25 protein-coding genes and 2 pseudogenes are annotated in these 26,877 nt (G+C 46.8%); 19 read left to right on the forward strand and 8 right to left on the reverse strand.

All coding sequences use genetic code 11. The features are described from left to right. Window positions 1-37 precede the first annotated feature (37 nt). The 3 genes from ASC40_RS00120 to ASC40_RS00130 are packed head-to-tail and all read right to left on the reverse strand — an operon-like array spanning window position 38 to window position 5,646. Window positions 38-3,235: an efflux RND transporter permease subunit gene (locus ASC40_RS00120; RefSeq protein WP_055437778.1), complete on the reverse strand. Its 3,198-nt coding sequence runs from the start codon at window positions 3,233-3,235 to the stop codon at window positions 38-40. 11 nt (window positions 3,236-3,246) lie between these two features. Further along, window positions 3,247-4,392 carry an efflux RND transporter periplasmic adaptor subunit gene (locus ASC40_RS00125; RefSeq protein WP_055437779.1) on the reverse strand — a complete coding sequence of 382 codons (1,146 nt, stop codon included), beginning with the start codon at window positions 4,390-4,392 and terminating at the stop codon, window positions 3,247-3,249. 3 nt (window positions 4,393-4,395) lie between these two features. Beyond that, window positions 4,396-5,646: a TolC family protein gene (locus ASC40_RS00130; protein ID WP_055437780.1), complete on the reverse strand. Its 1,251-nt coding sequence runs from the start codon at window positions 5,644-5,646 to the stop codon at window positions 4,396-4,398. A gap of 210 nt (window positions 5,647-5,856) precedes the next feature. Here ASC40_RS00130 and ASC40_RS00135 point away from each other — a divergent pair, with 210 nt between their 5' ends. Both ASC40_RS00135 and ASC40_RS00140 read left to right on the forward strand, forming a co-directional pair. Then, entirely contained in the window at window positions 5,857-6,042 is a 186-nt protein-coding gene (locus tag ASC40_RS00135) for a hypothetical protein (RefSeq protein WP_055437781.1), read from the forward strand. A 720-nt stretch (window positions 6,043-6,762) separates the two neighbouring features. After that, window positions 6,763-7,350, forward strand: a complete 588-nt coding sequence (locus tag ASC40_RS00140; RefSeq protein ID WP_055437782.1) for a hypothetical protein — start codon at window positions 6,763-6,765, stop codon at window positions 7,348-7,350. A gap of 238 nt (window positions 7,351-7,588) precedes the next feature. Here the strand turns inward: ASC40_RS00140 and ASC40_RS00145 are convergent, their stop codons facing one another. Continuing rightward, window positions 7,589-7,789: a hypothetical protein gene (locus tag ASC40_RS00145; protein WP_006956255.1), complete on the reverse strand. Its 201-nt coding sequence runs from the start codon at window positions 7,787-7,789 to the stop codon at window positions 7,589-7,591. A 75-nt stretch (window positions 7,790-7,864) separates the two neighbouring features. Here ASC40_RS00145 and ASC40_RS00150 point away from each other — a divergent pair, with 75 nt between their 5' ends. The 9 genes from ASC40_RS00150 to ASC40_RS00190 all read left to right on the forward strand — a co-directional run bounded on the left by ASC40_RS00150 (window position 7,865) and on the right by ASC40_RS00190 (window position 14,502). Continuing rightward, window positions 7,865-8,209, forward strand: a complete 345-nt coding sequence (locus ASC40_RS00150; protein ID WP_055437783.1) for a hypothetical protein — start codon at window positions 7,865-7,867, stop codon at window positions 8,207-8,209. Window positions 8,210-8,275: 66 nt separating this feature from the next. Further along, window positions 8,276-8,767: a DUF411 domain-containing protein gene (locus tag ASC40_RS00155; RefSeq protein WP_034732809.1), complete on the forward strand. Its 492-nt coding sequence runs from the start codon at window positions 8,276-8,278 to the stop codon at window positions 8,765-8,767. Window positions 8,768-8,769: 2 nt separating this feature from the next. Continuing rightward, window positions 8,770-8,988, forward strand: a complete 219-nt coding sequence (gene tatA / locus ASC40_RS00160; RefSeq protein ID WP_055437784.1) for a twin-arginine translocase TatA/TatE family subunit — start codon at window positions 8,770-8,772, stop codon at window positions 8,986-8,988. Beyond that, complete coding sequence (locus ASC40_RS00165) at window positions 8,978-10,741, forward strand: copper resistance system multicopper oxidase (RefSeq protein ID WP_055437785.1); 1,764 nt, start codon at window positions 8,978-8,980, stop codon at window positions 10,739-10,741. Before tatA ends, ASC40_RS00165 begins: the two co-directional genes overlap by 11 nt. A gap of 11 nt (window positions 10,742-10,752) precedes the next feature. After that, the gene (locus ASC40_RS00170; protein ID WP_055437786.1) at window positions 10,753-11,496 is read left to right on the forward strand and encodes a copper resistance protein B; all 744 of its coding nucleotides are present in this window, start codon (window positions 10,753-10,755) and stop codon (window positions 11,494-11,496) included. A gap of 26 nt (window positions 11,497-11,522) precedes the next feature. Next, window positions 11,523-11,873 carry a copper resistance CopC family protein gene (locus ASC40_RS00175; RefSeq protein ID WP_055437787.1) on the forward strand — a complete coding sequence of 117 codons (351 nt, stop codon included), beginning with the start codon at window positions 11,523-11,525 and terminating at the stop codon, window positions 11,871-11,873. Next, window positions 11,870-12,718 carry a copper resistance D family protein gene (locus ASC40_RS00180; protein WP_245622144.1) on the forward strand — a complete coding sequence of 283 codons (849 nt, stop codon included), beginning with the start codon at window positions 11,870-11,872 and terminating at the stop codon, window positions 12,716-12,718. Before ASC40_RS00175 ends, ASC40_RS00180 begins: the two co-directional genes overlap by 4 nt. Before the next feature lie 17 nt (window positions 12,719-12,735). Then, window positions 12,736-13,170: a YybH family protein gene (locus tag ASC40_RS00185; protein WP_055437789.1), complete on the forward strand. Its 435-nt coding sequence runs from the start codon at window positions 12,736-12,738 to the stop codon at window positions 13,168-13,170. 21 nt (window positions 13,171-13,191) lie between these two features. Continuing rightward, window positions 13,192-14,502 carry an APC family permease gene (locus ASC40_RS00190; RefSeq protein WP_055437790.1) on the forward strand — a complete coding sequence of 437 codons (1,311 nt, stop codon included), beginning with the start codon at window positions 13,192-13,194 and terminating at the stop codon, window positions 14,500-14,502. Between the two features lie 26 nt (window positions 14,503-14,528). Here the strand turns inward: ASC40_RS00190 and ASC40_RS00195 are convergent, their stop codons facing one another. The 4 genes and pseudogenes from ASC40_RS00195 to ASC40_RS00210 form a co-directional block, all read right to left on the reverse strand. After that, window positions 14,529-15,275 carry a MauE/DoxX family redox-associated membrane protein gene (locus tag ASC40_RS00195; RefSeq protein WP_055437791.1) on the reverse strand — a complete coding sequence of 249 codons (747 nt, stop codon included), beginning with the start codon at window positions 15,273-15,275 and terminating at the stop codon, window positions 14,529-14,531. A 328-nt stretch (window positions 15,276-15,603) separates the two neighbouring features. Then, window positions 15,604-16,424: pseudogene (locus ASC40_RS00200) on the reverse strand (transposase). A 21-nt stretch (window positions 16,425-16,445) separates the two neighbouring features. After that, a complete protein-coding gene (gene lspA / locus ASC40_RS00205; RefSeq protein WP_004863699.1) occupies window positions 16,446-16,958 on the reverse strand; it encodes a signal peptidase II in 513 nt (170 codons plus the stop codon). A gap of 3 nt (window positions 16,959-16,961) precedes the next feature. Next, the gene (locus ASC40_RS00210; RefSeq protein WP_055437792.1) at window positions 16,962-17,858 is read right to left on the reverse strand and encodes a cation efflux transmembrane domain-containing protein; all 897 of its coding nucleotides are present in this window, start codon (window positions 17,856-17,858) and stop codon (window positions 16,962-16,964) included. 95 nt (window positions 17,859-17,953) lie between these two features. On the opposite strand from ASC40_RS00210, the gene cadR reads away from it, so the two are divergent. From cadR to ASC40_RS00250, 8 genes and pseudogenes are all read left to right on the forward strand, one after another. Continuing rightward, the gene (gene cadR, locus ASC40_RS00215) at window positions 17,954-18,361 is read left to right on the forward strand and encodes a Cd(II)/Pb(II)-responsive transcriptional regulator (RefSeq protein WP_004364961.1); all 408 of its coding nucleotides are present in this window, start codon (window positions 17,954-17,956) and stop codon (window positions 18,359-18,361) included. A 725-nt stretch (window positions 18,362-19,086) separates the two neighbouring features. Further along, window positions 19,087-20,376 (forward strand): TolC family protein, encoded by a 1,290-nt coding sequence (locus ASC40_RS00220; protein ID WP_072243340.1) that lies wholly within the window; start codon window positions 19,087-19,089, stop codon window positions 20,374-20,376. A gap of 1 nt (window position 20,377) precedes the next feature. Next, complete coding sequence (locus tag ASC40_RS00225; protein WP_055437793.1) at window positions 20,378-21,904, forward strand: efflux RND transporter periplasmic adaptor subunit; 1,527 nt, start codon at window positions 20,378-20,380, stop codon at window positions 21,902-21,904. Continuing rightward, window positions 21,897-25,022 carry an efflux RND transporter permease subunit gene (locus ASC40_RS00230; protein ID WP_055437794.1) on the forward strand — a complete coding sequence of 1,042 codons (3,126 nt, stop codon included), beginning with the start codon at window positions 21,897-21,899 and terminating at the stop codon, window positions 25,020-25,022. The genes ASC40_RS00225 and ASC40_RS00230 overlap by 8 nt, the downstream gene beginning before the upstream one ends. Window positions 25,023-25,121: 99 nt before the next feature. Then, window positions 25,122-25,487, forward strand: coding sequence for a hypothetical protein (locus tag ASC40_RS11945; RefSeq protein WP_055437795.1), 366 nt, complete (start codon window positions 25,122-25,124; stop codon window positions 25,485-25,487). Between the two features lie 97 nt (window positions 25,488-25,584). Next, entirely contained in the window at window positions 25,585-25,956 is a 372-nt protein-coding gene (locus ASC40_RS00240) for a cation transporter (protein ID WP_055437796.1), read from the forward strand. Window positions 25,957-25,983: 27 nt separating this feature from the next. After that, on the forward strand, window positions 25,984-26,442 hold the full coding sequence (locus tag ASC40_RS00245) for a hypothetical protein (RefSeq protein WP_055437797.1): 459 nt from the start codon (window positions 25,984-25,986) through the stop codon (window positions 26,440-26,442). Window positions 26,443-26,487: 45 nt separating this feature from the next. Then, window positions 26,488-26,868: pseudogene (locus ASC40_RS00250) on the forward strand (IS30 family transposase); the annotation flags it as partial. Window positions 26,869-26,877 lie beyond the last annotated feature (9 nt).

The raw sequence follows: 26,877 nt of genomic DNA on the forward strand, positions 1-26,877 counted from the left end.
AAGGGGCGGCAATAACCGCCCCCTTAAGTGCTGAACCCTAACGGCTCAGATCCTTAATTTTTTGTTTCGAAAACCAAGGATAGAGCACGGGTAAGATAACCAGTGTTAGCAATGTCGCAGACACCAAACCGCCAACAATGACGGTGGCCAATGGACGCTGAATTTCAGCGCCTGCGCCGGTTGCAAACAGCATGGGAATGAGTCCTAACGCTGAGGTTATTGCCGTCATTAATACCGGGCGTAGTCGAGACCATGCGCCATCAAACACGGCATCATTAACTGCATGCCCATCGGTTATTCTCTGGTTTATACTTTCGACCAGAACCACACCGTTTAGTACCGCCACACCAAACAGTGTGATGAAACCCACGGCGCTGGGCACCGATAAGTACTGTCCTGACACATAGAGTGCCACAATACCACCGATGACTGCCAACGGTACATTCACCAAAATCAACATGGCTTGACCCATGGTGCCGAAAGCAAAATAAAGCAGCAGGGCGATGAGTGCCAGCGATATGGGAACGACAATGGACAAGCGCTTCTGTGCTCTTTGTTGACTTTCGAACTGGCCACCAATGTCGACTGAGTAACCGGTTGGTAAATCCACCTTCTCGTCAATCGCCTTCCTAATATCGGCAACCACGCTGCCCATGTCACGACCCTGAACGTTCGATTGAATTACAACGCGACGCTGTACATCATCACGACGGATTTGCGGTGGTCCTGATTCAATTGCAACGTTGGCGACTTCGCCTAAGGTTACCCAGGCCCCCGAGGGAGTTAACAAGCGTAACGAGCGAATAGACTCCGGCGTATCGCGGAATTGCTTGGCCAACCGCACGTAAATATCATAGCGCTCATTACCGCGAATGATCTGGCCTGCCGAAGCGCCACCCAAGCCATTGTCGACAACGCTAAGTACATCGGAGACATTTAAGCCGTAGCGTGAGAGTTGTTGGCGTTTCGGCGAAACCACCAGTTGTGCTTCACCTTTTATTTGCTCCATCGCTACTGCAACGGCCCCGTCAACCTGCTTGACGGCACTTTCTATTTCCTGGCCTTTACGGGCCAACACGTCAAGCTCGGGTCCAAATAGTTTGATGGCTAGCTGCGATTTTACACCTGAGAGCAGTTCATCAACCCGTGTTGCAATAGGTTGTGAAAAATTAAACAACAAGCCTGGGTGAGCATCGAGTTTTGCCTCCATTTTTTCTTGTAAGGCGTAGCGATCGGATGCCGTTGTCCATTCGGATTGCGGCTTAAGACCCACATATATCTCGATGTTGCTGATAGGCTCTGGATCGCCGCCCACTTCGGCTCGTCCAATGCGGCTGAGTGCGTAGGTGGTTTCCGGGAACGACATCAGGATTTTTTCAAGCTTCGGAGCCACCTCTAAGGCCGTTTCAAGGTTAGAGGAGGGGGCTAATGTCACGCGAATATTAATCGTGCCTTCTTCCAGTTCGGGCGCAAACTCTGTGCCGAGACGAGGCACTAACACCAAAGCGCCGACAAACAGCACACCGGCCAGGGCAATAACAGCCTTTTTACTGCGTAACGCCACCGATAATAGTCTTTTATAACCATTATCTAGTGGTTTAAGCAGCTTATTTTCACGAGGCTTAATACCCCGACTGAAAAAGTAACTGGCTAATGCCGGTACAACCATGATGGCCACAAAAACCGCGGAGATAATGGCCAGCATAATACTGATAGCCATGGGCTCAAATAATTTAGCTTCAACACCCTGAAAACTAAACAGTGGCATAAAGACCACCAAGATAATCATGGCGGCAAAGAATACCGGTCGTGCCACTTCGTTAGCCGCTTCCTTAACTCGCAGCTTGATACCATGACTATCGAGTTTGGCTGCCTGAGGATCCGGGTCGCGGTGCTCTGTGCGTTGCTCGGCGTCGTCTTGGTGTTCACTATCCGGACGACTTAAGTGCTTAAAGATATTTTCAACCATCACCACGGAGCCGTCGACCAGCATACCAATGGCAACAGCAATCCCGCCCAGCGACATCAGGTTAGCCGACATGCCCATCGCGGACATTACCATCAGGGCAATGGCGATAGAAACGGGAATGGACAGTAACACTAAAAAAGTAGCGCGTATGTTGAGCAAAAACAGTGCTAATACTGCGATAATAAACACAAAGGCAATGAGCAGTGAATACGCGACCGTAGATACGGCTTTTTGTATTAAATCGGCCTGATCATAATACGGCTCAAAGGTAACACCCTCGGGTAATGCTTGCTGAATAAGCGGAATGCGCTTTTTAATACCGTCGATGGTGGCTTTGGTATTCGAGCCCATGCGTTTGAGCACAATACCCGACACCACTTCGCCCAACTGGTTGACCTCGCCGTCGACTTTACGCGACATTGAGACCGCCCCCTGGCGAATTTCACTGCCGATTTCGACGTCGGCAACCTGTCCCAGTGTTACGGAAACGCCGTCAACGGTTTTGAGCGGTATTTGTCGTATTTGTTGCAGGCCTTTTTTACCGCTATCCAACCAGCCGGTGCCGCGAATAACCAACTGCTCCTGACCGCGGGGCATATACCAACCACCAACGTTACCGTTATTCTTGTTGACCGCGCCCATGACGTCTTGCTGGGTAAGGTCGTAAGACAGCAGCTTGGCGGGATTGAGGTTAACCTGATATTGCTTAACTTCACCGCCAAAGGACAAGACTTCGGTAATTCCCTCAACGGGCATCAGTAGCAGTTTAACCACATAGTCGTTAAGACTGCGTAGCTCCATGCTACTGACACCAGAGCCCGGCTCGGCAAGTAGCAGATACTGATAAACCTGGCCGAGACCGGAAGAGTTAGGGCCCATTTCGGGCGTGCCGACTCCCTCTGGAATCAACTCCTTTGCCGCTTGCAGCCGCTCGAATACCAGTTGCCGGGCAAAGTAGATATCGACACTCTCGTCAAATACCACGGTAATGCCCGATAAACCTGTTTTTGAGATTGACCGAACTTCTTTGACGTCGGGCAGGGCATACATCACCGACTCTATCGGATAGGTAATAAGCTGCTCGACTTCGGTCGCTGCTAATCCTGGTGCTTCCGTATTTACCGTTACCTGAACGTTGGTAACATCGGGAAAGGCATCCAGATTAAGTTTGGGAATAATAAAAAATGACGCAATGCTGATGCTGAATAAAGCCAATACCAATAACAGGCGATTGGCGGCAGCAAACTGAATAATGCGCTGAAACATACAACCTCCTGTTAGTGGTTATGTGGGTCAAAACCGCCTTTAGCGATTTGTGAGCGAACGAAAAACGCGCCGTTGTCTACGTATTTTGTGCCTTCGTTAACGCCTCGAATAACTTTCCACGGACCCTTTTCATCAACCAATTCGACTTTCTTCGGTTCAAACTTTCCGGGTTCGTGCTCAATGAATATCTGCCAGTCACCATCAGGGGCCCGCATTAAGGCTGAGTCCTTAACTGCAAGCACCGGTCCATCCGACTTGACTGAGAAATAAACATCCGCAAATAAACCAGGGTGTAATTGGTCCTTTTCGTTATTTACCGCAAGTCGTACCGTTCGGGTGCGGGTTTTATGGTCTATTGTGTGGCCTTCCTGAATGACTTTTGCCGCAAAGCGCTGATTGTCGACACTCACTGTAACAGGATCACCAAACTGCACACTAAGGTCAGCTGAGCCTGGTAGACGAGCATTAACCCACAAGGTTTCTTCTTGCAGCACTTCAACCAAGTGATTACCGGCATTAACTTGCTGGCCTTGCTTGAAGTTATCGCTAACCACAATCCCGCCAATTTCTGAGGTCAGTTGGTATTCGCCGATAGGGTAGTTAGCTTTACTTAAACGCTTAATGTCGCTGGCTGACATACCAAATGCTTTGAGTTGCGCTTGCGCTGAGGTAAAGGCGTTTTTCGCTTCGACAAAGCGTTTTTCACCCACCGTTGACTCACCGAGTGACTGCACGCGTTGCCATTCGTTAAGTGTGACCAAATACTGACTTTGCGCCTCCGCCATGGTGGCGCTGAAGAGGGTTGCCAGTGGCTCACCTTTTTCGACGTGATCGCCAATACTGACAAAACGTTTGAGAACGGTCGAATCGATGCGCGGACTCACGATATAGCTATTAAAGTCGTTAGCAACCACCTCGCCCGGGGCATAAACCGGATATTCAATGACTTGAGTTTGCAAGGTTCGCGTGGTGATATCTGCCATGGATAGCTGCTTGCTGGATAGCTCCACGCCTGAGCTTTCCTTATGTTCACCTTGCTCGTGTTTGCCTTCTTCCTTGTGGGTATCTTCTTTTTCGTCGTGTCCGTGTTCATCCTGCGCCATAACCGAAAAGCTCAGCGCAAGTGCTATTGCTGCGTATAAAGGTTTTACTGACATCGTTTACTCTCCAATCTCTGCGTTTGTTGGCTGGCTTAACGGCGATAACGTCAGTGCTTTACTGAGTTCGCCCGAACGGTACAACCATTCAATGGCGGCCAACCGATATTGTGTTTGCAGCGCTATCCCTGCAAATTGGCTATCGAGCTGCTGTTGCACAGCGGTGAGGTAGTCTGTGGTGGATAGGTCACCGGCGAGCCAGGACTGCTCAATCACCTGCATCGACTCATCCTGCCGAGATTGAAAGTCTCTTTGCCAGCTTTGCCACTGTTTTTTCACAAAACGATAATTGTTAAGAGACGATTTCAGTGCTGCTTGCCATTGTTGCCTTAGTGCAATCAAACGTTTTTCTTCAGCAACAGCTTCGCTATTGGCTGCGCGCACCTCATCGCTGTAGTTATTGCGAACCTGTAGTGGAATGCTGAATGATAAGCCAATTACTGTTTCGTTATCGCTCTCGCCCGCTTCGACGCCTACGGTTGGGTTGGCGGTGGTTAACGAGCGTTTCCAGTCGACATCGGCGCGCTTTAATTGCCATTGCAGGTAAGCGGCTTTTAACGCTGGATGTTGTTGCCAACGAGCCGTTAACGCAGGTTCAACGTTAAATAGCTCCTCATTAATGGAGAGTTGACCGACATCAGACGTTGTTAGCAGAGCGTTTAACTCTGCTTCAGCGGATTGCAGTTGTTGATAAGCCGCTGCCGTTTGTTGCAGTTGCCGACTTAGCGCGAGTACCGTCAGTTGTTCGTCGACGGCACCTAAGTCACCGGCTTTACGTCGTTCGGCAACCAGGCTTATCGCCTGTTTAACGATTTTCTCTTGCTGCTCAGCCAGTGCGTAACGCTGTTTTGCGTCCAGCCATTGCACATAGGCATTCAACAAAGTTTTAGCATGCGATGTCGCCGACTGGCGATAAATACTCACTGCCATAGCCGTCATGGCGTCACTCTGACTGGCCCTTGCTTCATTGCGAGTGCTCCAGTCCAGCGTCTGGCTTAGACCAACAGCGTAATTATTGATGTCACCCTCGCGCTCTAAGCGTGACGATAAGCTAGGGTTGTACAAAGGCTGATTTAATTGTTTGCCCTGTTGGATCAGCGCTTCAGCCTGCTGTTGAGCGGCTTCAACACTGGGGTGTTGCTGCACAGTTTTTTGCCATTGCTCGGGCAACTGTTGTGCATTGGCGTAGCTTGAACTTATTGCCAGACTTACGGCAACAAACAAGCGTTTGCTATGTGTCGAAAACGGACCCATAGATAGACTCCTCAGTCATATTACTGCGTAAAATAATGATTTCTTGCGCTGCTAACGCAGCTTATTAGGCAGTTATGAGGAGATGGGAGGCCGGAACAGCGGCGATGACAGAGGATTAGTGTAAAACTGGGTGTAACCGGGGCGGGTCACATTCAAGCGGGGTAACGCCAGTGACTTTTCTGACTTCATTGCGTATAGGTGAAATGAGCCATGGCAGTGACAGCAATGGTGGCAATCAAAGCTGATTTCTCCATTTTTCGGAAGACTACGTTTGTCGATGTGGGATTCGTCATGCTCAAAATTGAAGTGTTGCTCAGAAGAGGACTGGTGAGATTGATGCACGTCAGCAACCGCCTGACTGATTTGAGTCAGAACAGCAACAAGCACCAGTATTAAAAATCCCAGTCTAAGCATTATTACCTACGGTTTAAAAAGGCGTCACTACGGTACATTAATTAAAAGCCGTTCTCAATCAAAGCTTGGACTCACCATAATTTAAAAGATATATCATCAACAAGAGTCGTTCTGTTTTGATTACTACTAAGTTCTCAAAATGCAATAACGGGAACAAGCAACCCCCCTAAAAACGGGCTATTTCCCCCTTTATACCCTGTTCAGTACTCAAAGTCACGTTTTACAGCAAAAAAAGGAATTCGGGCATGGCCGAAGTACAAGCGCTTAAACAGCCGGATACCGTGAAGCTGACTAGCTACTTTTGTTACCAACGGAGTAAAGTTGATCTAAGTTAAGATGAGCCTAAAAACTTGGACCACCTTGGAGCTAGTCTGATGGTTTCATATGGAATGCTACTTTGAGCGCCAGCGTGGTAATACGCAGATTTTTGTAGAGTAAAGGAAGCTGCTAGGCAAGCTGAAGCTACCAGCCATCACAAAAGAGTGGTGGTGAAGGAAACTGATAATGATAATTAGTAGATGTTATATAAAGCTAGTGCGTACCTCTAGTCATCATGATTTAAAAGATATATCACTGTGTTGATATCCAATCGAAGTATTCTTCTTTGTAATAGAAATCAGGATAAAATCAAAAATTTTAAGGATTTGTCTTGGGATTTTTTCTTGGAGGAGTATACTGTATGAATGAACAGTAGAGGTGTATATGATAGATAATACAGCCATGTTGCTACAGCCTAATGCCCTAGAAAGTCTAGTTGACACGGTTGATCAGTATAGGACTGATGCTAACCAGTTGCTTGACCAAAGTACACGCGGGCAGAAAGGTCAGTTTATGACTCCTGCTTCTGTTGCTCAAACCTTGTCTGGGATGTTTAGAAATCTAGATGGTGAGGTTCGGGTCCTTGACGCCGGTGCTGGTGGTGGTTCATTAACTGCATCATTGGTGGCGAGAGCGTTGACCGAGTTCGCTCCAACTTCAATTAGCGGCAACGCATGGGAGTTGGAGAACGTTTTAGTGGAGCGCTTGGAGGATTCGTTTGGCCTATGTGAGGAAGCTAGCCAGGAATCCGGCGTAGCTTGGAAGTCACATATAAACCAAATAGACTTTATCGAGCATGCCGTAGAAATAATAAATGATCGAACCAGCGGCAAGACAACTCCTACTTTCAATAAAGCTATTTTAAACCCTCCTTACCTAAAAATTACGGCGTCTAGCCGAGCTCGTGCGAGTTTACGAAGTGTCGGAGGCGAATCGATAAGATCTAATAACTTATTGTTTTATAGTGGATAAAAAATATTAAGATTCAAGCGTGTTACTTACCTTGTTACTAAAACTTCAGCTTTAGTTTTTTGATTGAAAGCTTTTTCACAAATGAATCTTTTAACTTTTTGGCTATGCCCAATACTCGCTTAACACGTTGAACATAGCTATAGTGGTCTGCAACTTGTGAACGTGTAGTGGCAAATAAATTCGTGCTTCTGATCAGAGATGAAAAGCTATACTTGTTGCTTTGGTTAAAGTGAATTAGCTATTTATCAACATTTTTCCATGGGCCGAACGCTATAAAGTAAAGAAGAATGATATTTGCGATAGGGATAACAATCAGAAGACCCAATGGACCAGGGTAGCCAACTCGTTGGCAGATACGCCATGCGGGAACAATAAAAATAGCTCCCACAATCAGCATCCATAGAAAGCCCATACCTGCGAACATTTCGTGATTCATCATTATCTGCTCCTTATTTGACATGCGTTAAAATGACGTTAGACTGTAGTTTATTAAATTGCAAAAAGCAGGGTGCTCGTGCTAATTCGAATTCTGTTATTAATGACAGTGCTATTGGTGTCGATGTCGTTTTCGCAAACGGCAGAAGCTCACGCATGTCATGATAACAGCCAAGTGCAGCACAGCATGATGTACGAAGCCGACACAAACGATTGCGAGCATGAGACGCAAAAGCACAACTCGTGCTGTGCTGACATGCCCATTCGGCATTGCTCCGGCGGCTCGGTTTTATTTGTCGGACAGTCTTCTTCGGTTAATGCCGCTGCAGTTAACCTCTCTGCCAAAGTCGATGCGCCCGTTGACACCTCCATTCGTGCTAAACACGCGTCTAATTTATTCCGTCCCCCAATAATTACCGCTTAATAAGTTACTAGAAATTTAACTCACGCTCGGCGTGTTCCCTTAAAACTTATTAATCGGTGAATAATTATGTCTATCAAACGCAATATCGCTGTTTTGGCGATGCTGTTTTCCGTGTCTGTATCTGCAACCGATGTAGAAGAGCAGCAACTAACCGTTCTAAAAGATCCCAACTGCGGTTGCTGTGAAAAGTGGTTACAAGCTTTACCGGATAGCTTTAGTGTGTCCGTACAACATCCGAACAACTTGACCCAACGAAAACGTGATGCCGGTATTAGTGCCGAGGTCCAATCCTGTCATACCGCTATTTCTAGTAATGGCTATGTCTTTGAGGGGCACGTTCCTCCTACATTGGTTTCTCATTATTTAGCTGGGAAAAAGTCAGCCAATGGCATTGGATTAACTGTTCCTGGCATGCCGGTAGGGTCTGTTGGTATGGAAATGGGTACTCGGTTTCAACCGTATACGGTCTATGAAATCAAAGAGGACGGTTCAATTACACCTTATAAGCAGATAGCAAGTTTAGAGCAGCAGCAAGCACTCTCAAATGGAGGGCTTTAGATATGGGTTTTGGCGGCTTGAGTATGGTTCAGCTAGGAATTTTACTAGTTATTGTCATCCTTCTTTTTGGTAGCAAAAAGCTACGAACCCTGGGCTCCGATCTTGGTAGTGCGATTAAAGGGTTTAAATCATCGGTTTCTGATGAGCCGTCTGATAAGGAACAGGACGTTCAACGTTATCAAAATTTAACCTCAAAAGAGGAGAGTCATAATGAGCAATGAGTTTAACAAAGGGCGTCGAAAGTTTATTAAATCTGCATTCACTGTGGCGTCTGCTTTAGCAATTGCCAAAGTAGCCCCAACATGGGCAACACCTCAAGGGCGTAAATTTAAAGATCAAGTTTTGACGAAAGATGAAATTGATTTAACCATCGCGAAGTCTCCTTTGTTAGTAGGGAATAAGGTTGGCACACCTATAACGATTAACGGTCAAATGCCTGGTCCTCTAATTCGTTTGAAAGAAGGTCAACGAGCCAAGCTAAATGTGACCAATAGACTATCTGAAGACACGTCAATCCACTGGCATGGGATTATTTTGCCTGAAAATATGGATGGCGTACCCGGGGTTTCATTTGAAGGTATAAAGCCGTGGCGAACTTATAAGTATCGCTACGACGTTGAGCAAAATGGCACTTATTGGTATCACAGCCACTCGGGTTTACAGGAGCAATTGGGACACCTGGGGCCGTTAGTGATTGAACCGAAAGACGGAGACATTGGTGCTGATCGAGAACATACCATTATTCTCAGCGACTGGACATTCGAAGATCCGGATACCGTGTTTCGTAACTTGAAAGTTGCGGAGGGGTACTATAACTATCAAAAACGTACGATATTTGAGACCTTCGAGGACGTGCGACAGCAAGGGTTAGAGAAAACCTGGAAGCAACGAGAAATGTGGGGGCAAATGCGAATGAGCCCCCGTGATATTGCGGATGTGACGGGCAGTACTTATACCTACCTGATGAATGGCCGCGATTCACAGATGAACTGGTCAGCATTGTTTAAGCCTGGTGAAAAAGTACGCCTTCGTATCATTAACGGTTCAGCAATGAGTTATTTCGATGTGAGGATCCCTGGGTTGGAAATGACGGTAGTGGCCGCTGACGGGCAGCCTGTGAAGCCAGTGCCAGTTGACGAGTTCCGCATTGGTGTGGCGGAAACCTACGATGTAATTGTTCAGCCCAAGCAAAACAAGCCTTACACCATTTTCGCCGAGAGCTTTGATCGAAGTGGCTATGTCAGAGGCACCTTAACACCGGAAATTGGTTTAGAAGCAGAGGTTCCTGATTTGAGGCCTGCTGTGGAGCGTGGCATGGCCGCTATGGGCATGGGAGCGATGGCGATGTCCGGTGATATGAAAGGCAATAGCATGAATATGAAGCATATGGGCGGCAATAACAGCCATATGACGCATAAAATGACACATAAAAAAGAGCTCCCGGTCGAAAACATTAAAATCAAACACCGTGAGTCCGGACATGGCGCCGGGGCGGCTATGATTGCTACAAACCCGGTAAGCCGTTTGCATGAACCCGGGATTGGATTGGAAGACGTTGATCATAAAGTCTTAGTGTATACCGACTTGGTCGGCGCGCATGAATGGCCGGATACGCGGGAGCCCGAACGACAGATAGAGCTGCACTTAACGGGTAATATGGAGCGTTACATGTGGTCTTTCGACGGGAAGAAGTTTACCGAAGTGGATGGCCCGGTTCAGTTTCATCATGGAGAACGACTGAGGTTGGTGATGGTAAACGATACGATGATGGACCACCCCATACACCTACACGGTATGTGGATGGAACTTGAAAACGGACAGTATCCACGCCCACGCAAACATACGATTAGCCTGAAGCCGAGCGAAAAAGTGTCGTTATTGATAACGGCAGACGCGCCGGGTAGTTGGGCGTTCCACTGTCACCTGTTGTATCACATGAAAGCGGGTATGTTCCGTGTGGTCAATGTCGCATAAGGAGGACAATTATGTACGGTAAATCATTATTAGTGGGTGCGGCGTTGTTGCCAGGTTTAGCAGTCGCCGGACATGCGAAAGAGGACTGGCCTGAACCCGTCAAAGAATATTACACCGGGCAAGTACTGTTCGATCGGTTGGAGTTAACGCGAACCAACGAGGAAGAGAACGTTGCCGTTTGGGACATGATGGCTTGGTACGGTGGTGATTATCATCGGTTTGTCTTCAAAAGTGAGGGGGAAAATATTCAAGATGACGGAGAGCCCACTGACTTGGAAAGTGCTGAGTTGTTATACGGCTACCTGATGTCTCCGTTTTGGTCGTTTCAGGCCGGTGTCGGTACGCGAGGCTCCTTATCGTCCGATGCCTCTATGGAAAATTATGCCGTTGTTAGCTTCATGGGGCTGGCTCCGTATTGGTTTGAAATGGACAACTCGTTGATGGTGAACGAAGAAGGCGATGTCCAGTTTGTCAGCGAAACTGAATATGAGTGGCAGTTAACGCAAACATCGTACTTACAGCCTCGCATTGAGTTAACAGCCAACCTGACAGACTCAGACAAATATGAACGGCAAAGTGGCTTGAGCAACTTGCGTGTGGGGTTGCGTTATCGTCACGAAATCAGTCGTGAGTTTGCACCCTACATTGGTGTTTATTGGAACGGCGCGTTAGGCAACACGGCAGATGAAATGAAACGAATGAGTGAGGACACCACAGAAACAGGCGTGGTCCTTGGGGCCAGAGTTTGGTTTTAATTGATAATTAACAAAGAGGAAACAACATGAAAAACATACTTAAGTTAGCCTTCGGTACCACGTTATTTTTTAGTGCATGGGCCAGCGCTCACGTCGGCCTAACATCCAGTAGCCCGGAGGACGGTGCGACTTTGTCCGAGTCACCAGCGGAAATTACGATGAATTTTTCCGGTGATGTTCGTCTGGCTAAAATTATGCTGCACTCAGATGATGGTAAAATGCATCCGCTGGACTTTTCGATGAGCATGACTCCCAAAGCAGCGTACGAAATTGCTGTTAAAAACAATTTGGCGTCAGGTGGTTATACGGTTTATTGGACGGCAATGGGTGGGGACAGTCATAAAATATCGGGTGATTTTAGCTTTGAGGTGAAATGATGACCCTTTGGAGTGTGGCCAGCGTTTTAACGTTGGCCTTTATATTCTGGCTTAACGCGGTGATGACCGCCTCGCCTTATATCGTTTATTTGTCCGGTTTAAAAAAGCAGTCTGAACGAAAGAATAGCCTTGTTGCGTGGCTTCTATTACTGGCAAGCCTTCTGTATTTTTTTCTGAAAGTCGGTAGTTTTGCTGCTGAAGGCTTTGCCGGCATGATTGACAAGACCTACATGCAGTTTATATGGACCGGCCCTGTTGGGTTGTTCATCCAACTTCAGATAGCGGTTGCTATTGCTTGGATTGTTTACTCCGTTGTTAAGCCAAAACGTATAAAGTGGGTGCTATATGTTGTCGCCATTGGACTCATGGGATGGAGCTTTTTAAGTATTGGTCACGGCAGTGACGCCGTCTGGTGGGGAAAGCTAGCGCTTTTAACACACTTGTTAGTCGCTTGGGTTTGGTTCGGCAGTCTTAACTCATTGCGAAAGCTGGCAACGTCGGTACCGCTTGCTAAAGCGAAAGCCATTATGGAGCGTTTTGGTGTGCATATGTCTGCAGCGGTTCCGATACTCCTGATTGCGGGGGTGGTTATGTATCGAAGTGCAACCGGACAGTGGATACCAGAGCTGCCATTAACATCATACGACACGGTATTGCTGACGAAGCTTGTGTTTGTGGCGTTGATTCTTCTTGTTGCCGCACGGCATAAATTAAAGCTGGTACCCCAGTTGAATAATGAGTCGGCTGCGAAGCGACTGAAGCAATCGATAACGGTAGAAATGGTATTGGCTGTCACTATTTTTATCCTAGCCTCTGCGCTAAGCAGCGCGTTTTCCCCCGGTTAATGTAAGGAATAAGAAGAATGAAATTACTTGTGAGTGTTTTTATGGTTTCGGTAATGTTTATTTCAGCGCCCAGTAGCGCCGAAAAACTATCTGAGCCGACCGCTGTGCTTGATGCATTTCGAACTGCTTTAACTGAAGGTGACACGGAGGTCGTTAAAGACGTGCTTTCCGATGATGTGCTTATCTTTGAAGGTGGTGGCGTTGAACGGTCCCTGGCTGAATACAGTGCTCATCACCTTAAGTCAGATATTAAGTTTAGCCAGGCGGTTCCTTCACAGTTGCTTGAAAGGACAGTACAAGAAGCCGATGGCCTTGCTGTGATCACTTCTCGGTATAGCGTTTCCGGGGAGTATAACGGGCGTGAGGTTGATTTAACGATGAATGAAACCGTAACCGTATCAAATACGACTGAGTCTGGCTGGAAAATTATCCGGATCCATTGGTCCAACTGAGTTCAATCACAGGAGCTGATTATGGCAGAACACGATCATGAACACGGACATCAGGATTATCAGAAAAGCAGCCTGAGTCTTTGGGGGGCGGTGTCGCTGGGGACTGGTGTGATGATTGGCGCTGGTATTTTTGCACTGACCGGACAAGTTGCTCAGCTGGCAAGAGAGTGGTTTGTCCTGGCATTTGTGTGCGGCGGTATCATTGCCGGCTTTAGCGCTTACTCTTACGTTAAGTTGGCGAAAGCCTATCCGTCAGCGGGCGGTATTGCGATGTTCCTCAGTAAAGCTTATGGAAAAGGAAGTGTGACGGCGATATTCGCACTCTTGATGTACTTTTCTATGGTGATTAATGAAAGTTTAGTCGCTCGGACATTTGCGTCTTATACCAGCCAGTTAATTTCTTTTGAAGCGCAGTGGCTTATCCCTTTGTTGGCGGTGGGTTTGCTGCTCTTTGCGTTTTTTATCAATATTTTGAGTAATCAGTTTATTCAAACGTTCTCGTTTTTTATGGCCTTTGTTAAGACTTTAGGGTTGGTCATTTTAGCGGCTGGTGGTTTGTGGGCCTCAGGCATTCAGTTTGAATCGATATCGGCTATTCCAGAAGAAGCTACGGGTGGCGGTATTTTAGCGGGGATTGCTTTAAGCATACTTGCGTACAAAGGGTTTACAACAATAACCAATAGTGGCGGTGAAATTGTTGAGCCTAAGAGAAATGTCGGGCGTGCCATTATTATTTCGCTGATTATCTGCGCGTTAATATACGTTCTGGTCACTCTGGCGGTTGGCTCGAGCCTGTCCATAGATGAGATTGTGAAAGCGAAAGACTATGCGCTTGCTGAGGCAGCGAGACCCGTCTACGGTGAAACTGGACTCTGGATTACGGTTGGGTTTGCGATTGTCGCCACAGTGTCCGGTGTGATTGCCAGCGCGTTCGCCGTTTCAAGAATGTTAGCTATGTTGACCAATATGAAGCTTGTGCCACACAGTCATTTCGGTATGCCAGGTTCCATTCAGAAGCACACGCTAGTTTACACCATTGTTATGGCTATGATCTTAGCTGCTTTTTTCGATTTGAGCCGAATCGCTTCGCTTGGTGCTATTTTTTATATCGTTATGGACATTGCGATCCACTGGGGGGTATTGCGACATCTTAGACAAAAAGTGAATGCGAATATTTACATACTTGTCAGCGCAATCACGCTAGATGTCATCGTTTTAGCCGCTTTTATATGGGTGAAATGGACAAGCGATCCGCTGGTTATTTGGGCGTCTCTTATCAGTATGGCATTGATTGCCGCTGGTGAGATTTTGTTTTTACGTAAAAAGCGTTAAGAAAAAGAACGCATAGCGCTCCTTCTCTAGTTCATTGTAAAAAACATCCAGATAGCCATAGCGACCATCATGAGGTTTTCAGTGAGCGAAATGAAGCCTAACGGCACATTACTGGAGCCACCGACACAGGCACATTTTAGCTCGCGTTTGTCGACATAAACGGCTTTAAACACGGAGACAGAACCCACGATGCCTATGAATAACGCAATAGGGATGGAAATGACATGAGCAAATTCCGCTGCCATTAACAGACCCGCCAAGCCTTCGGCGTAGGGGTAAATACGGCCATAAGGCACCCATTTCTTGGCGAGAAGATCGTAATTGAGAAACATGGTAGAGAATTTCTCTACGTCCTGGAGTTTGAGCAAGGCCAGAACCACCATAGAGAAACTGATGAACCACTCGATGGTTTGTACGGTAAATACGCGACCAAAAGACAACCACGACGTGGCTACAGAGAGGAGTGCCGTCATAATAAATAATGCAATAACGGGCCGGTAACTGGTTGCGTCAGGGTCAGGAAGAGGCTTTCCAAGAAAGGCTCGAACCTCCTCGTACCCACCGATACGTTTATCACCAATAAACACTTGTGGAGTGGTATCGACGTCGTGCTTTTTCTTGAATTTGTCGGTTTCTTCTCGGCTTTCCAACAGGTTGTCGTCCACATCGTAACCGTTGGCTTTAAGTAAGTGCCTGGTTTTTAAACCAAAAGGGCATTGGTGGTCAGGTGTCGACATTCTGTAAAGCGTGGCTTTTTGAGTTGATTGACTCATAGTGACGTCTCCTTACTTAAAAATGGTACATCTATATACGCATTATAGTCGCTGGAGGATTAGCATCTCTAATTGTGAGATTAAAAATTCATAAAAATTGAAAATATATTTTAAATTTTGAAAAACTGGACAACTTTTTTTGATGGCTTTTTAACCGTTTATAAGAGCTAATTTTAAAAGAGTTAGGATATTTAAGGGGGGTAAAAGTTGAATATACAAGCTCTACAAGCGCTGCTATTAAAGAGCTTTGTATACAACTTTAGTTTTTTTGGGTATACGGATTTAATGGTTGATGGGGCACCTTCACCGCATCAATCTGATACCACCCTCAGATGGTTGATAGATCGACTCCGTAGTTGAGTTCCTCTGCGAAGTCCGGCAGTCCGTAACCGATGGTTTTCTTGTAGAAAGGAGAGACCTTCGCAGTCGGTGCCTTCTTCTTGTGCTTCGTGGTGTAGAGCATTCGTGCCCGCATCACCTCGAAGGAGTAACCGCGCCCTTCACGGTTCTTGTCCTTGGCCAGTCGGTTGATGGACTCCGTGTAAGCGTTGGTGACGGGCATGTCCGTCTCGAAGTAGGTCATGGTCTCTTCGCGCCAGTTTCCCACTGCCCTGACCAAATCGCTCCAGACTTCCTTTTGGCTCTTCGGGATGGTGGCTATCCACTCGTCCAGGGCGGCTTCTGCCTGGAGCCGTGTGGTGGCGTCCCAGATGCCGTAGAAGCGCTCCTTGTGCTCGTAGGCGGCCAGCAGTTGCGGGAACGCGCCTGTCCAGGTCTCCATGATGAGGCGCTCCCGGTCTGAGACTTCGTGAGCGCGTTTCAGCAGGATTTTCCGGTCTCCCTTGGCCGCAGTGTCATACGGAATCCGTCCACCATCTCCGGTAGCTGGGGCCTGAATGTTGTCTTGCAGGCCCGGCAGGTGTATCGGCGGCGGACCACCCAGAGAGTGACCCGCTTGCCGTGGATGGGCAGATCACGATAGGGAACGTCACGCTTGCCGAACCGTACGAACTCACCCTGCACGCCGCATTCCTCGCAGGCGATGGGATCGGGCACGTCCACCTGGAAGTGCATTTCGTCGTCGGTTGATTTGCAGCCCAGTACTTGGTATTGCGGCAGGTGAAGGATGTTGTCGGGAAGTTCGGTCATGGTGTTGTATAGGCGTAGGTGTCAGTCAGATCCATCCGGCTCGGCATTGGTGTTTGCTTTTTTACCCAACAAGCTGCTGGAAACGAAAAGTAAGGCACCGAGGACAATTGCAATATCAGCCAGGTTGAAGGCCGGCCAATGCCAGTCTCGCCAATAGAAATCAAAGGAATCCACAACATAGCCGCGAAAGACCCGGTCAATCAAGTTGCCCATGGCGCCACCGAGGATAAGACTGTAAGCGATGGCTTCTCCTTTATGACGATTTTCAAGGATCAGCTTGATCAGAAAAATCGAGACCACTACCGCGATTCCGATAAAAAAGTAGCGCTGCCAGCCTCCACCATTCGCAAAAAGACTGAATGCGGCACCGGTGTTCCATAGGTGCACCCAGTTAAAGAACGGGGTCACCGAAACATACTCGCCATAGGCCATTGATTGCTGCACCAGCCACTTTACAGCCTGATCAGACGCTGCCAGCAGGCCCGATATGGACAATAGGGCATACGGCGAGAGCTTTTTGCCAATAATGAGCATTATTTAACCCTTCAACGCCAAAATGCGTCTGGCACCGTTAAGTACAATGCCCCCCGCGATGGTGCCGATAATCAGATCCGGATAATTGGAACCGGTCCACGCGACCAGGGCGCCGGCGGTGATGACCCCCAGGTTGATCACCACGTCGTTGGCCGAGAATATCCAGCTTGCCTTCATGTGCGCCCCGCCTTCCCGATGTTTGGATATGAGCAGCAGACAACTGGTATTGGCAATCAATGCGACGAATGCGATAGCCATCATCACCAGCGATTCAGGCTCACTACCGAATACAAAGCGTCTCACCACCTCTACGAGCACGCCCACAGCCAAGATCAGTTGCAGTACACCAGCAAGATGCGCGGCACGTACCTGCATTTTCACGCTATGTCCAACCGCATAAAGGGCAAGCCCGTACACCGCCGCATCGGCAAAATTGTCCAGGGATTCTCCAATCAGGCCGGTGGACCGGGCGATCAGACCGGCAGTCATTTCCACCACGAACAGAAGTGCATTGATGCCGAGCAACCAGCGCAGGGTCCCGGATTCTTGCTTAGCAGAAGCTGCCGAAAACTCGGCGGCCTTGATGGTCTCCGGATTTGCAGTGACGGTTTCCTGAAGCGAGGCGCCTAGCCCCAAGGTTTTCAGTTTCGAGGTGACGGGCTCGATCTCGCCGTCATGCACGACCTTCAGCCGGCGGTTCGACAAGTCGAAGGACAGCGCCCGAATCTCCTCAAAGCCGTTCAGGGCTAGGCGAATCATTCGTTCTTCTGATGGACAGTCCATCTTCGGCACGGCATAAACACTGACCCATCTCCCTGGCGCCTCGGAGGAGGCCTGTATATCGGTATCCGCTGCGGACGTTGCATCACCGCCACAGGCGCCACCACAGGATTTGCTCATGATACGACTCCACTTGAACAATGTTGTGGTACCATTTTAAACTATAAAGCTACTATAAGGTCAATAGAGTAAAGAATCCGTTGGGGAGGAGGCTGATGCGCATTGGTCAGTTGGCGCAGTTGGTAGGGGTCGAAACACAGACGATCCGCTTCTATGAACAGCAGGGCTTGTTGCCGCCGCCTGATCGGCAGGACAACGGTTACCGTGTCTATACCGAGAAGCATGGTGAGGGGCTGGCCTTCATCCGTCGCTGCAGAATCCTAGGCCTGTCACTGGCTGAGATTCACGAACTACAGAGCTATCAGGACGACCCTCATCAGCCTTGTACCGCCGTCAACGCCTTGCTCGATGATCACATCTCTCATGTGCGGTCGCAGATAACCGCTCTGCAAGCGCTTGAGAAACAACTCGTTTCACTGAGAGCGAGTTGCAACGATGACCGGGAAGTTGAGGCGTGTGGGGTTCTTGCTGGAATTAGCGAAGGAAACATGCACCAGCAGTAGGTGAAGCATCAACCAGATAATCCGATGAGATGCCGGTCTGTCTCACTCTCATGCAAAGGTAAGATCAACCATTTAATCCGCTTACCCCAATAAATATGCGTGGTGATGTAGAAGTCGTATCACCATCTGGGTTGACTACCTCGTTATGGGTACTTCCTTTAATTGATTGATCTTTATCAGCCAAAAGAGATACAATGCAAGCATGTTTTTATAGTGAACCTTCGCATGTATCGTTTAATCATTGCCCTACTGCTGTTAGCAGTAACAACAATGTCATTTTCACAAACTATCAGTACGGAAAAGGCATGTATGCACGATCCTACTGAGCAAGTTTGCGATCTTGCAGATTGCGAAGTGTCACATTCTCTTACCGATAACTGTTGCTCTGATTCAATGATGCGTCATTGTTACAGCCCGTCAATTACTGTCGTTTATTCTGAGCAATCCACCGTTCCGCCTAGTGAGAAGCTGGTTTTTAACGCTTCCTCATTCTTAGATACGAATATTAAAGAAAAGCACTCTCTTGTGCTATTTCGGCCCCCAATCTACTCTTAAAAAGTACTAAATTTCTCGCTCCTGGCGCGTTTATCGTCCAGGTAAAAGCACAGCTATAAGCTTTGGTTCGCTCATTGTTGTTACGACGCCGATCGTCGTCCTCGTTACGCTCTGATTCATAGCTTGGTCTGTGTTGAATCTAAAAATTCACAGTTTTTGAGAGTAACAATATGAAACTTTTAAGAAGAATGGCTTATTTAGGTGTTCTGACTGCAGTAGTGCCAAATGTTGTTAGTGCGCAAGAGCCACTTTTGAATTTACAAGAAGCAGTGAGTATCGCTGTACAAGAAGATCCTTGGTTAACGGCAAGTAAGCAAACCCAAGAGGCATTCGCGAGTGAAGCGATAGCCTCTTCCAGTTTGCCTGACCCTCAAATATCGCTCACGGCTGCCAGTTTCCCGGTTGACAGTTTTAGTTCAAGACAGGAAGGAATGACCCAGTTAGTCGTCGGTGTTTCACAAGCATTTCCCAGAGGAGACACTTTATCGTTGTCTCGTAAGCAGAAAAACCAATTAGCTCAAAAACAACCGTTTTTGAGAGCGGATCGTATTGCAAAGGTCAAAACAACGGTCACGAAGTTGTGGTTAGATGTTTTTTTCTCTCAGCAAAGTATTCGCTTGATTGAATCGGATAGAGCGCTTTTTGAACAGTTAGTGTCGACGGCTAAGGCGAGTTATACCAGTACCGAGGGAAAAGCACGGCAGCAAGATGTTATTAGAGCCCAACTTGAGCTTACACGCCTGGATGATAGGTTGACGTCACTGCGACAAAAAGAGGAGCGACTTCTAAGCGAACTGTCGGAATGGATAGGTGTTATAGCGAAATCAAGGTTACCGGATGACCTTCCGAGTCTTACGCTGAAGAAGACATTGCTATCACCTTCGACAATACCGAAACAAGCCTTGTACGAATTGATAAAAGAACACCCGGTTTTGCAAGCGATCGATCAAGACATTTTGGCGTCGGAGACGTCTGTCGAGCTCGCTCAGCAAGGTTATAAACCGCAATGGTCAGCCAATCTGAAATATGGCCATAGAAACGACGATCCAAGCGGCAATGATCGTGCCGACTTGCTGTCAGTCGGGGTTACGTTCGATGTCCCTTTATTTACTGATAACAAACAGGATAAGCAGGTACGCTCAGCAAAGTTTAAAACGGAAGCAAAAAAAACTGAGAAGTTATTGGTTGCCAGGCAGTTAATAGCCAATTTACGCAGTACCTTTGTAGAACTGAACCGTTTGAATGAACGTGCTGCCCTATATCACGAAGAGCTACTTCCACAAATGTCCGCCCAGTCTGAAGCCGCATTGACTGCCTACAACAATGATGATGGCGACTTTGCCGAGGCGGTACGGTCACAGATTGCGGAAATCGACGCAAAAATTGATGCATTAGCAATCGCCATCAACCGCCAAAAATTGATTGCCGAAGCAAACTACTTATTACTTTCAGGAGTGTAAAATGAAAACAGTCACCAAATCTCTTATAAGTTTAGCTGTAGGCTTTGCAGTTGGCGCTGGCGCTATTGGCTATGTAATGCAATCGACTGAAGTGTCTGATCGTTCATCGGGCAATGCAGAAAAAGAGCCGTTATATTGGGTGGCTCCGATGGATCCCAATTATCGCCGAGACAAACCAGGAAAGTCTCCAATGGGGATGGACCTTATTCCTTACTATGGCGATGATGCAGAAGAGAGTTCACCTGGTACGGTGAGAATTGATCCCGACGTTATTAATAACCTTGGGGTTACAACTGCAACCGTCACGTCCTCGAGACTCAACCTAGATATCGAAACAGTTGGCTATGTTCAGTTTGATGAGGACCGAGTATTAACAGTAAGTCCTCGTGTTGAAGGCTGGATTGAGAAGCTTTTCGTAAAAGCGGTTGGTAACTCGGTTAAAGCCGGCGAGCCTTTATACAGTATTTACTCTCCTGAAATGGTTAATGCGCAAGAGGAGCTTGTATTGGCCTCGCAAAGAGGTAATCAGGTGCTAATTGATGCCGCTGAAGAACGCTTAAGAGCTCTGCAAGTCTCTGAATCTGAGATTAAGAAGTTAAAAGAAACTCGTAAAATTCAGAAAACAATCACGGTAAAAGCAAAGCAGTCCGGGGTATTGGATAGACTGACTGTGCGTGAAGGTGCGTTTGTAACGCCGAGTATGAATTTAATGACCATTGCTCAACTGGATAAAATTTGGGTTATTGCAGAAGTCTTTGAGCGGCAATTGAACCAGGTTGAGGTAGGCAATGACGTTCAAATGAACCTTGAGTATGCTCCAGGTAAAGAGTGGCAAGGAAAGGTTGATTATGTCTATCCGTCACTTAACTCTAAAACTCGGACGGGACAAGTTCGAATTCTCTTCGACAACCCAGATGGTTTTTTAAAACCGGGCATGTTTGCGAATCTTAACATTAAGGCTGGTTTAGGCGACAAAAACTTAATCATCCCTAAAGAAGCGCTTATCCGAATGGGTGATTCGAACCGAGTTGTCCTGGCACTGGGTGATGGGAAATTTAAATCAGTTAATGTTGATGTTGGGCGGTTAGGGAGCTCGCGAGTTGAAATTTTATCGGGTCTCATGGCAGGTGATGACATCGTTACTTCAGCTCAGTTTTTGATTGATTCTGAGTCCAGTAAGTCCTCTGACTTTAAGCGCATGCAACATGACACGCATGTTGATAACGAGAGCCATGGCAGCATGTCAAGTGACACAGCAGCTCAAGCTGTCTGGGTTGAAGCAACCGTTAAAAATGTTATGCCTCAGCACTCGATGGTTACGCTGGAGCACGGTGAGATTTCTGAATGGGACTGGCCTGCAATGACGATGGACTTCGATGTTGCTTCGGATGTTGAACTTTCTCAGCTTAGCACGGGGTTATCCTTGCATGCGGAAATAACGCAAGTCGGGAAGCAACAGTACCAGCTCACATCGATTCATATTCCAGAGCAAAAACAAGTGACAGAGCAGGAGCATAACCATGATTAAGTCAGTCATTCGATGGTCAGTGAGTAACCGTTTTTTCGTTCTTCTGGCGACATTAATCCTCGTGGGTGTTGGTGCTTTTGCGGTTAAGAATACGCCCGTAGACGCACTGCCGGACTTGTCGGATGTCCAGGTGATCATTAAAACCAGCTATCCGGGTCAAGCGCCGCAGGTGGTAGAAGATCAAGTAACCTATCCATTAACAACCGCTATGCTGTCTGTCCCCGGCGCTAAAACCGTCCGTGGATATTCGTTTTTCAGCGACTCCTATGTGTATATCATTTTTGACGAAGATACAGACGCTTACTGGGCGCGTTCGCGAGTACTGGAATATTTGTCTCAGGTTGCTCCGAAACTGCCTTCTAATGCAAGACCGCAATTAGGCCCTGATGCAACAGGGGTTGGTTGGGTGTATTTGTATGCCTTGGTTGATCGCACGGGTAACCACAATTTGAGTGAGTTACGCAGTATGCAGGATTGGTTTTTAAAGTATGAACTGCAAACGGTCGAGGGGGTTTCGGAAGTTGCCGCCCTCGGCGGGATGGTCAAGCAGTACCAGGTGAAAGTGGATCCGGAGAAGCTGCGCGCATTCAATATTCCTCTTGCTCACATACAAAATGCTATCCAGCGAGGCAATCGGGAAGTGGGGGCGTCGGTGGTTGAAATGGCGGAAGCTGAGTATATGGTCCGGGCCTCAGGCTATATTGATAGTGTGTCAGACTTAGAGAGTATCCCGCTTGGCGTTGATGAAAATGGCACGCCATTATTGCTTAAAGACGTTGCTGATGTGGGTGTGGGCCCCCAAATGAGACGCGGTATCGCCGAACTCAACGGTGAGGGAGAAACCGTGGGTGGTATTGTGGTAATGCGTTTCGGAGAAAATGCCCAAAAAACGATTGATGGCGTTAAACAAAAGTTGGAAGAATTAAAGTCTGGGCTACCAGAAGGTGTCGATATAGTCACTGTCTATGATCGTTCGGGGCTTATCTCGGATGCCGTGGAAAGTCTCTGGAAAAGTGTAGTAGAAGAACTCGCTATTGTCGCGTTTATCTGTGTGATATTTCTCTTCCATGTCCGCTCCTCGCTGGTTGCCGTTATCAGCTTGCCTTTGGGTATTTTAACCGCGTTTATTGTCATGTATTGGCAAGGAATTAACGCGAATATTATGTCACTTGGAGGGATCGCAATCGCTATTGGCGCTATGCTCGATGGTGCCATCGTCATGATTGAAAATATGCATAAGCATATGGAAAAAACGCCACTGACAGCAGAGAACCGCTGGCGGGTGGTTGCCGCCTCTGCTTCAGAGGTGGGCCCTGCTCTTTTCTTTAGCTTGCTCATTATTACCGTCAGCTTTATGCCGGTATTTACCTTAGAAGCCCAGGAAGGGCGGATGTTTTCTCCGCTTGCTTTCACGAAAACTTACGCAATGGCAGCCAGTGCAGCCTTAGCGATTACCGTTATCCCCGTGTTGATGGGATATTTTATCAGAGGAAAGGTAACACCTGAGGGGAAAAACCCGCTTAATCGGTTATTGATCGCCGGGTATAAACCGCTTTTAAAAGGCATTTTGAAATACCCCAAGACAGCAGTTGTCGGAGCGCTTGTTATCCTGGCCGTTGGTGTCTGGCCGATTGACAAAATTGGTAGTGAATTTATTCCAGATTTGGATGAGGGCGATTTGATGTATATGCCCACTACCTATCCCGGATTATCAATTGGTAAAGCAAGGGAGCTGTTGCAGCAAACCGACAAGCTCATAAAAACAGTACCAGAAGTGAAGACGGTTTTTGGCAAAATTGGCCGAGCGGATACCGCAACTGACCCGGCACCCCTAACGATGGTTGAAACCTTTATTCAACTGAAACCGAAAGATCAGTGGCGAGACGGGATGACCACTGAGAAGCTGAAAAAAGAACTGGATGCGCTTGTAAAGTTTCCGGGGCTGACCAATGCGTGGGTATACCCCATTAAAACTCGCATTGATATGTTATCGACAGGTATAAAAACGCCGGTAGGTATAAAAGTTGCCGGAGCTGATCTTAATGAAATTCAGAAGATCGGTCAGCAGCTTGAAACGATACTTGATGATGTCGATGGTACGGCTTCTGTTTATTCAGAGCGAGTGGCTGGTGGACGCTATGTCAAAGTCGACATAAAAAGAGAGCAGGCTGCACGTTACGGTTTGAACATTGAGGATGTTCAACAGGTTGTTGCCACGGCTATTGGTGGAATGAATGTTTCAGAGACCATTGAAGGGCTTGAACGTTACCCAATAAACTTGCGCTACCCTCAAGATTACCGTGATTCGCCGGAAGAATTAAAGAAGCTACCTTTAGTTACGCCAAACGGGCAGCGTATTAGTTTGGCGGATGTGGCTGATGTCTACGTTGAACTTGGACCGCCGGCAATTAAAAGCGAAAACGCAAGACTTAATGGCTGGACTTTTGTCGACATTGAGGGCGTTGATATCGGCACTTATGTTGAAAAAGCAATGAAGGTTGTAGAACAAGAACTCGAGTTGCCAGCAGGGTATTCAGTTACCTGGTCCGGGCAGTACGAATATATGGAAAGGGCAAAGGAAAAACTGACTTACGTGATTCCGTTAACGCTCGCGATTATTATCGTTCTTTTATATATGAACTTTCGAAACGTTACAGAAATAGCCATTATATTGGGAACTTTGCCTCTCGCATTGGTGGGGTCAATCTGGCTAATGTATCTTTTAGATTATAATTTCTCAGTTGCTGTAGCGGTTGGTTTTATAGCTCTAGCAGGTGTCACTGTAGAAATAGGAATACTAATGCTGACTTACTTAAACCAGTCCTATAATGAATATGAAAAAAGTCAGTTAGAGCATGGTAAAGCATTAACGAAAGAGGGTCTCTCTCTTGCTGTAATGGAAGGGGCAGGACTTCGTGTTCGCCCCGTCATGATGACGGCCGTTTCTACAATTGCTGGTTTATTGCCTATAATGTTTAGTACAGGGACTGGGGCTGAGGTGGTTAGTAGAATAGCGGCGCCAATGGTTGGAGGAATGATCAGCGCTGTTATCTTAACCTTGCTCGTATTACCTGCTGTTTACTATTTGTGGCGAAAGAAAGACGTTAAGGTTAGATGATACCTTACTCTGTAAATATCACCTGCGCATCTTTGATCTCGATCAATGATGTGCAGGGGGTAGTATGCTAATTTATAGCATGGCAATAGGAGCGCACATATGTTTCAAGCAAAATTTTTAGTTGTGCTTATGTTAGGAATAGTGATACAGCTATCCTTCCCAGCCGCTCCTCCTTATAACAATGCTTCCAATGTACAGCACGAAAAAAGTGTTAGCCATATGGATGTTAGCAACGAAAGCAAAGATAACTTTCATTGCGATGAAAGTGAGCAATCTATCATTGACGACTGTTATTGCTGCGTAGTTGATAAATGCTCTATGGATGAAGAGTGTAACTCTGCGAACTCACCTCTAGTATTTATTCAATTCGACACCTCGATAAACTCTCCTAGCAACTTGCCACATCCCTTGTCTTATAAAGGTGATGTGAAGCAAATACTCTTCGATATTTACAGTTCACGATAAACGAGCAGCCACTAATAAAGAGCTTTCGTTACAAAGTTAACACCGAGCAAATGTTGCCTGAAACGTATTGGTAGTTTTAATTAACAGGACAGTATTGATGTCAAATAACGATCATAGAGCCGGAGTGCGGGAAATTAACTTAGTCAATCGCACATTAAAGCTAAACACTGAGAGTGTGAAAAAAGTTCGCGAAGCGATTAACGAAATCGATCGCTTGGTTGGTCTCGATAGCGTTGCCTATGACTCTGAGCGTAACTTGTTATTGGTAGCTTATGATGCCTCTAAAGTGGATCTCAATGTTATAGAGGAAAAGCTCAGGAAGTTTGGTGTTGAAATAAATAGTGGGTGGTGGACTCATCTGAAAGAAGAGTACTACAAGTTTATTGACCAAAATATTAAAGATAATTCGGAACATACACCGTGGAGTTGTCACAGAAGTCCGCCAGTTAACAAAAGCAAACGAAAGTAACGATTAATTATAGGTAAGGAATAAAAAATGCAAATAGAAACAATCAAAGATGTGCTGAGTTGGACCGTTGATTTCCACAAAAACCTGAAGGAGTGTGTTACTCACTGCTCTAAACAAAACCAAGATGAACGAGCTCGGATGATTCTAAACTACGTGTCGGGTCATGAGGCTAGCTTAGAGCTAATGGTCGAAGGTTTTTTGAGTACAGCAAACCGAAATGCATTAGACACTTGGTGTTATGACTATATTGGGAAACATCCCATCGTTGAGCATGGACACTGTGATTCGCCTTTTAAAGAGTTAGATACTGATCACATTATGGAGAACATTGTAAACCATCATGAGCAAGTCATTGAGTTGTATGAACACCTATATTCCCGTGTTGGTATAGACAGCGCAAAAGAGCTGTTAGAAACAGTAAAAAACGTTGAAGAAAATGAAATTAAACGAATGGTGCACACTGCGAATCGATTTTCGGATATGTAGTGAGTGACGGTTTTATCGTTGGTACTTTACGGGAAATAGCTTGTAACTATCCTATTGAAATTAGCTGGCAAAGACGCGGAGTCGGTTTACCGGGCGCTGTTAAAAATATTTAAGCAGATGCCGGCAGAATACCGGAAATCGCTCACCTGGGATCGCGGTATGGAACTGGCTAAGCATGCTGATCTAACAAAAGAAATTGGTATACCCGTTTACTTTTGCGACCCCCAATCACCATGGCAACGAGGCACAAACGAAAATACTAATAGTTTGGTTCGGCAATACTTCCCAAGAAAAACTGATTTATCTGTTCATTCACAGGAAGTTCTTAACAACGTAGCGACCCAATTAAACGAGAGACCGAGAAAAACATTGAGCTTTATGACACCGTCACACATGATTGATAAGGGTGTTGCGTTGATGACTTGAATCTACATC

The sequence above is a fragment of the Pseudidiomarina woesei genome (assembly GCF_001418345.1).
GTDB lineage: Bacteria > Pseudomonadota > Gammaproteobacteria > Enterobacterales > Alteromonadaceae > Pseudidiomarina > Pseudidiomarina woesei.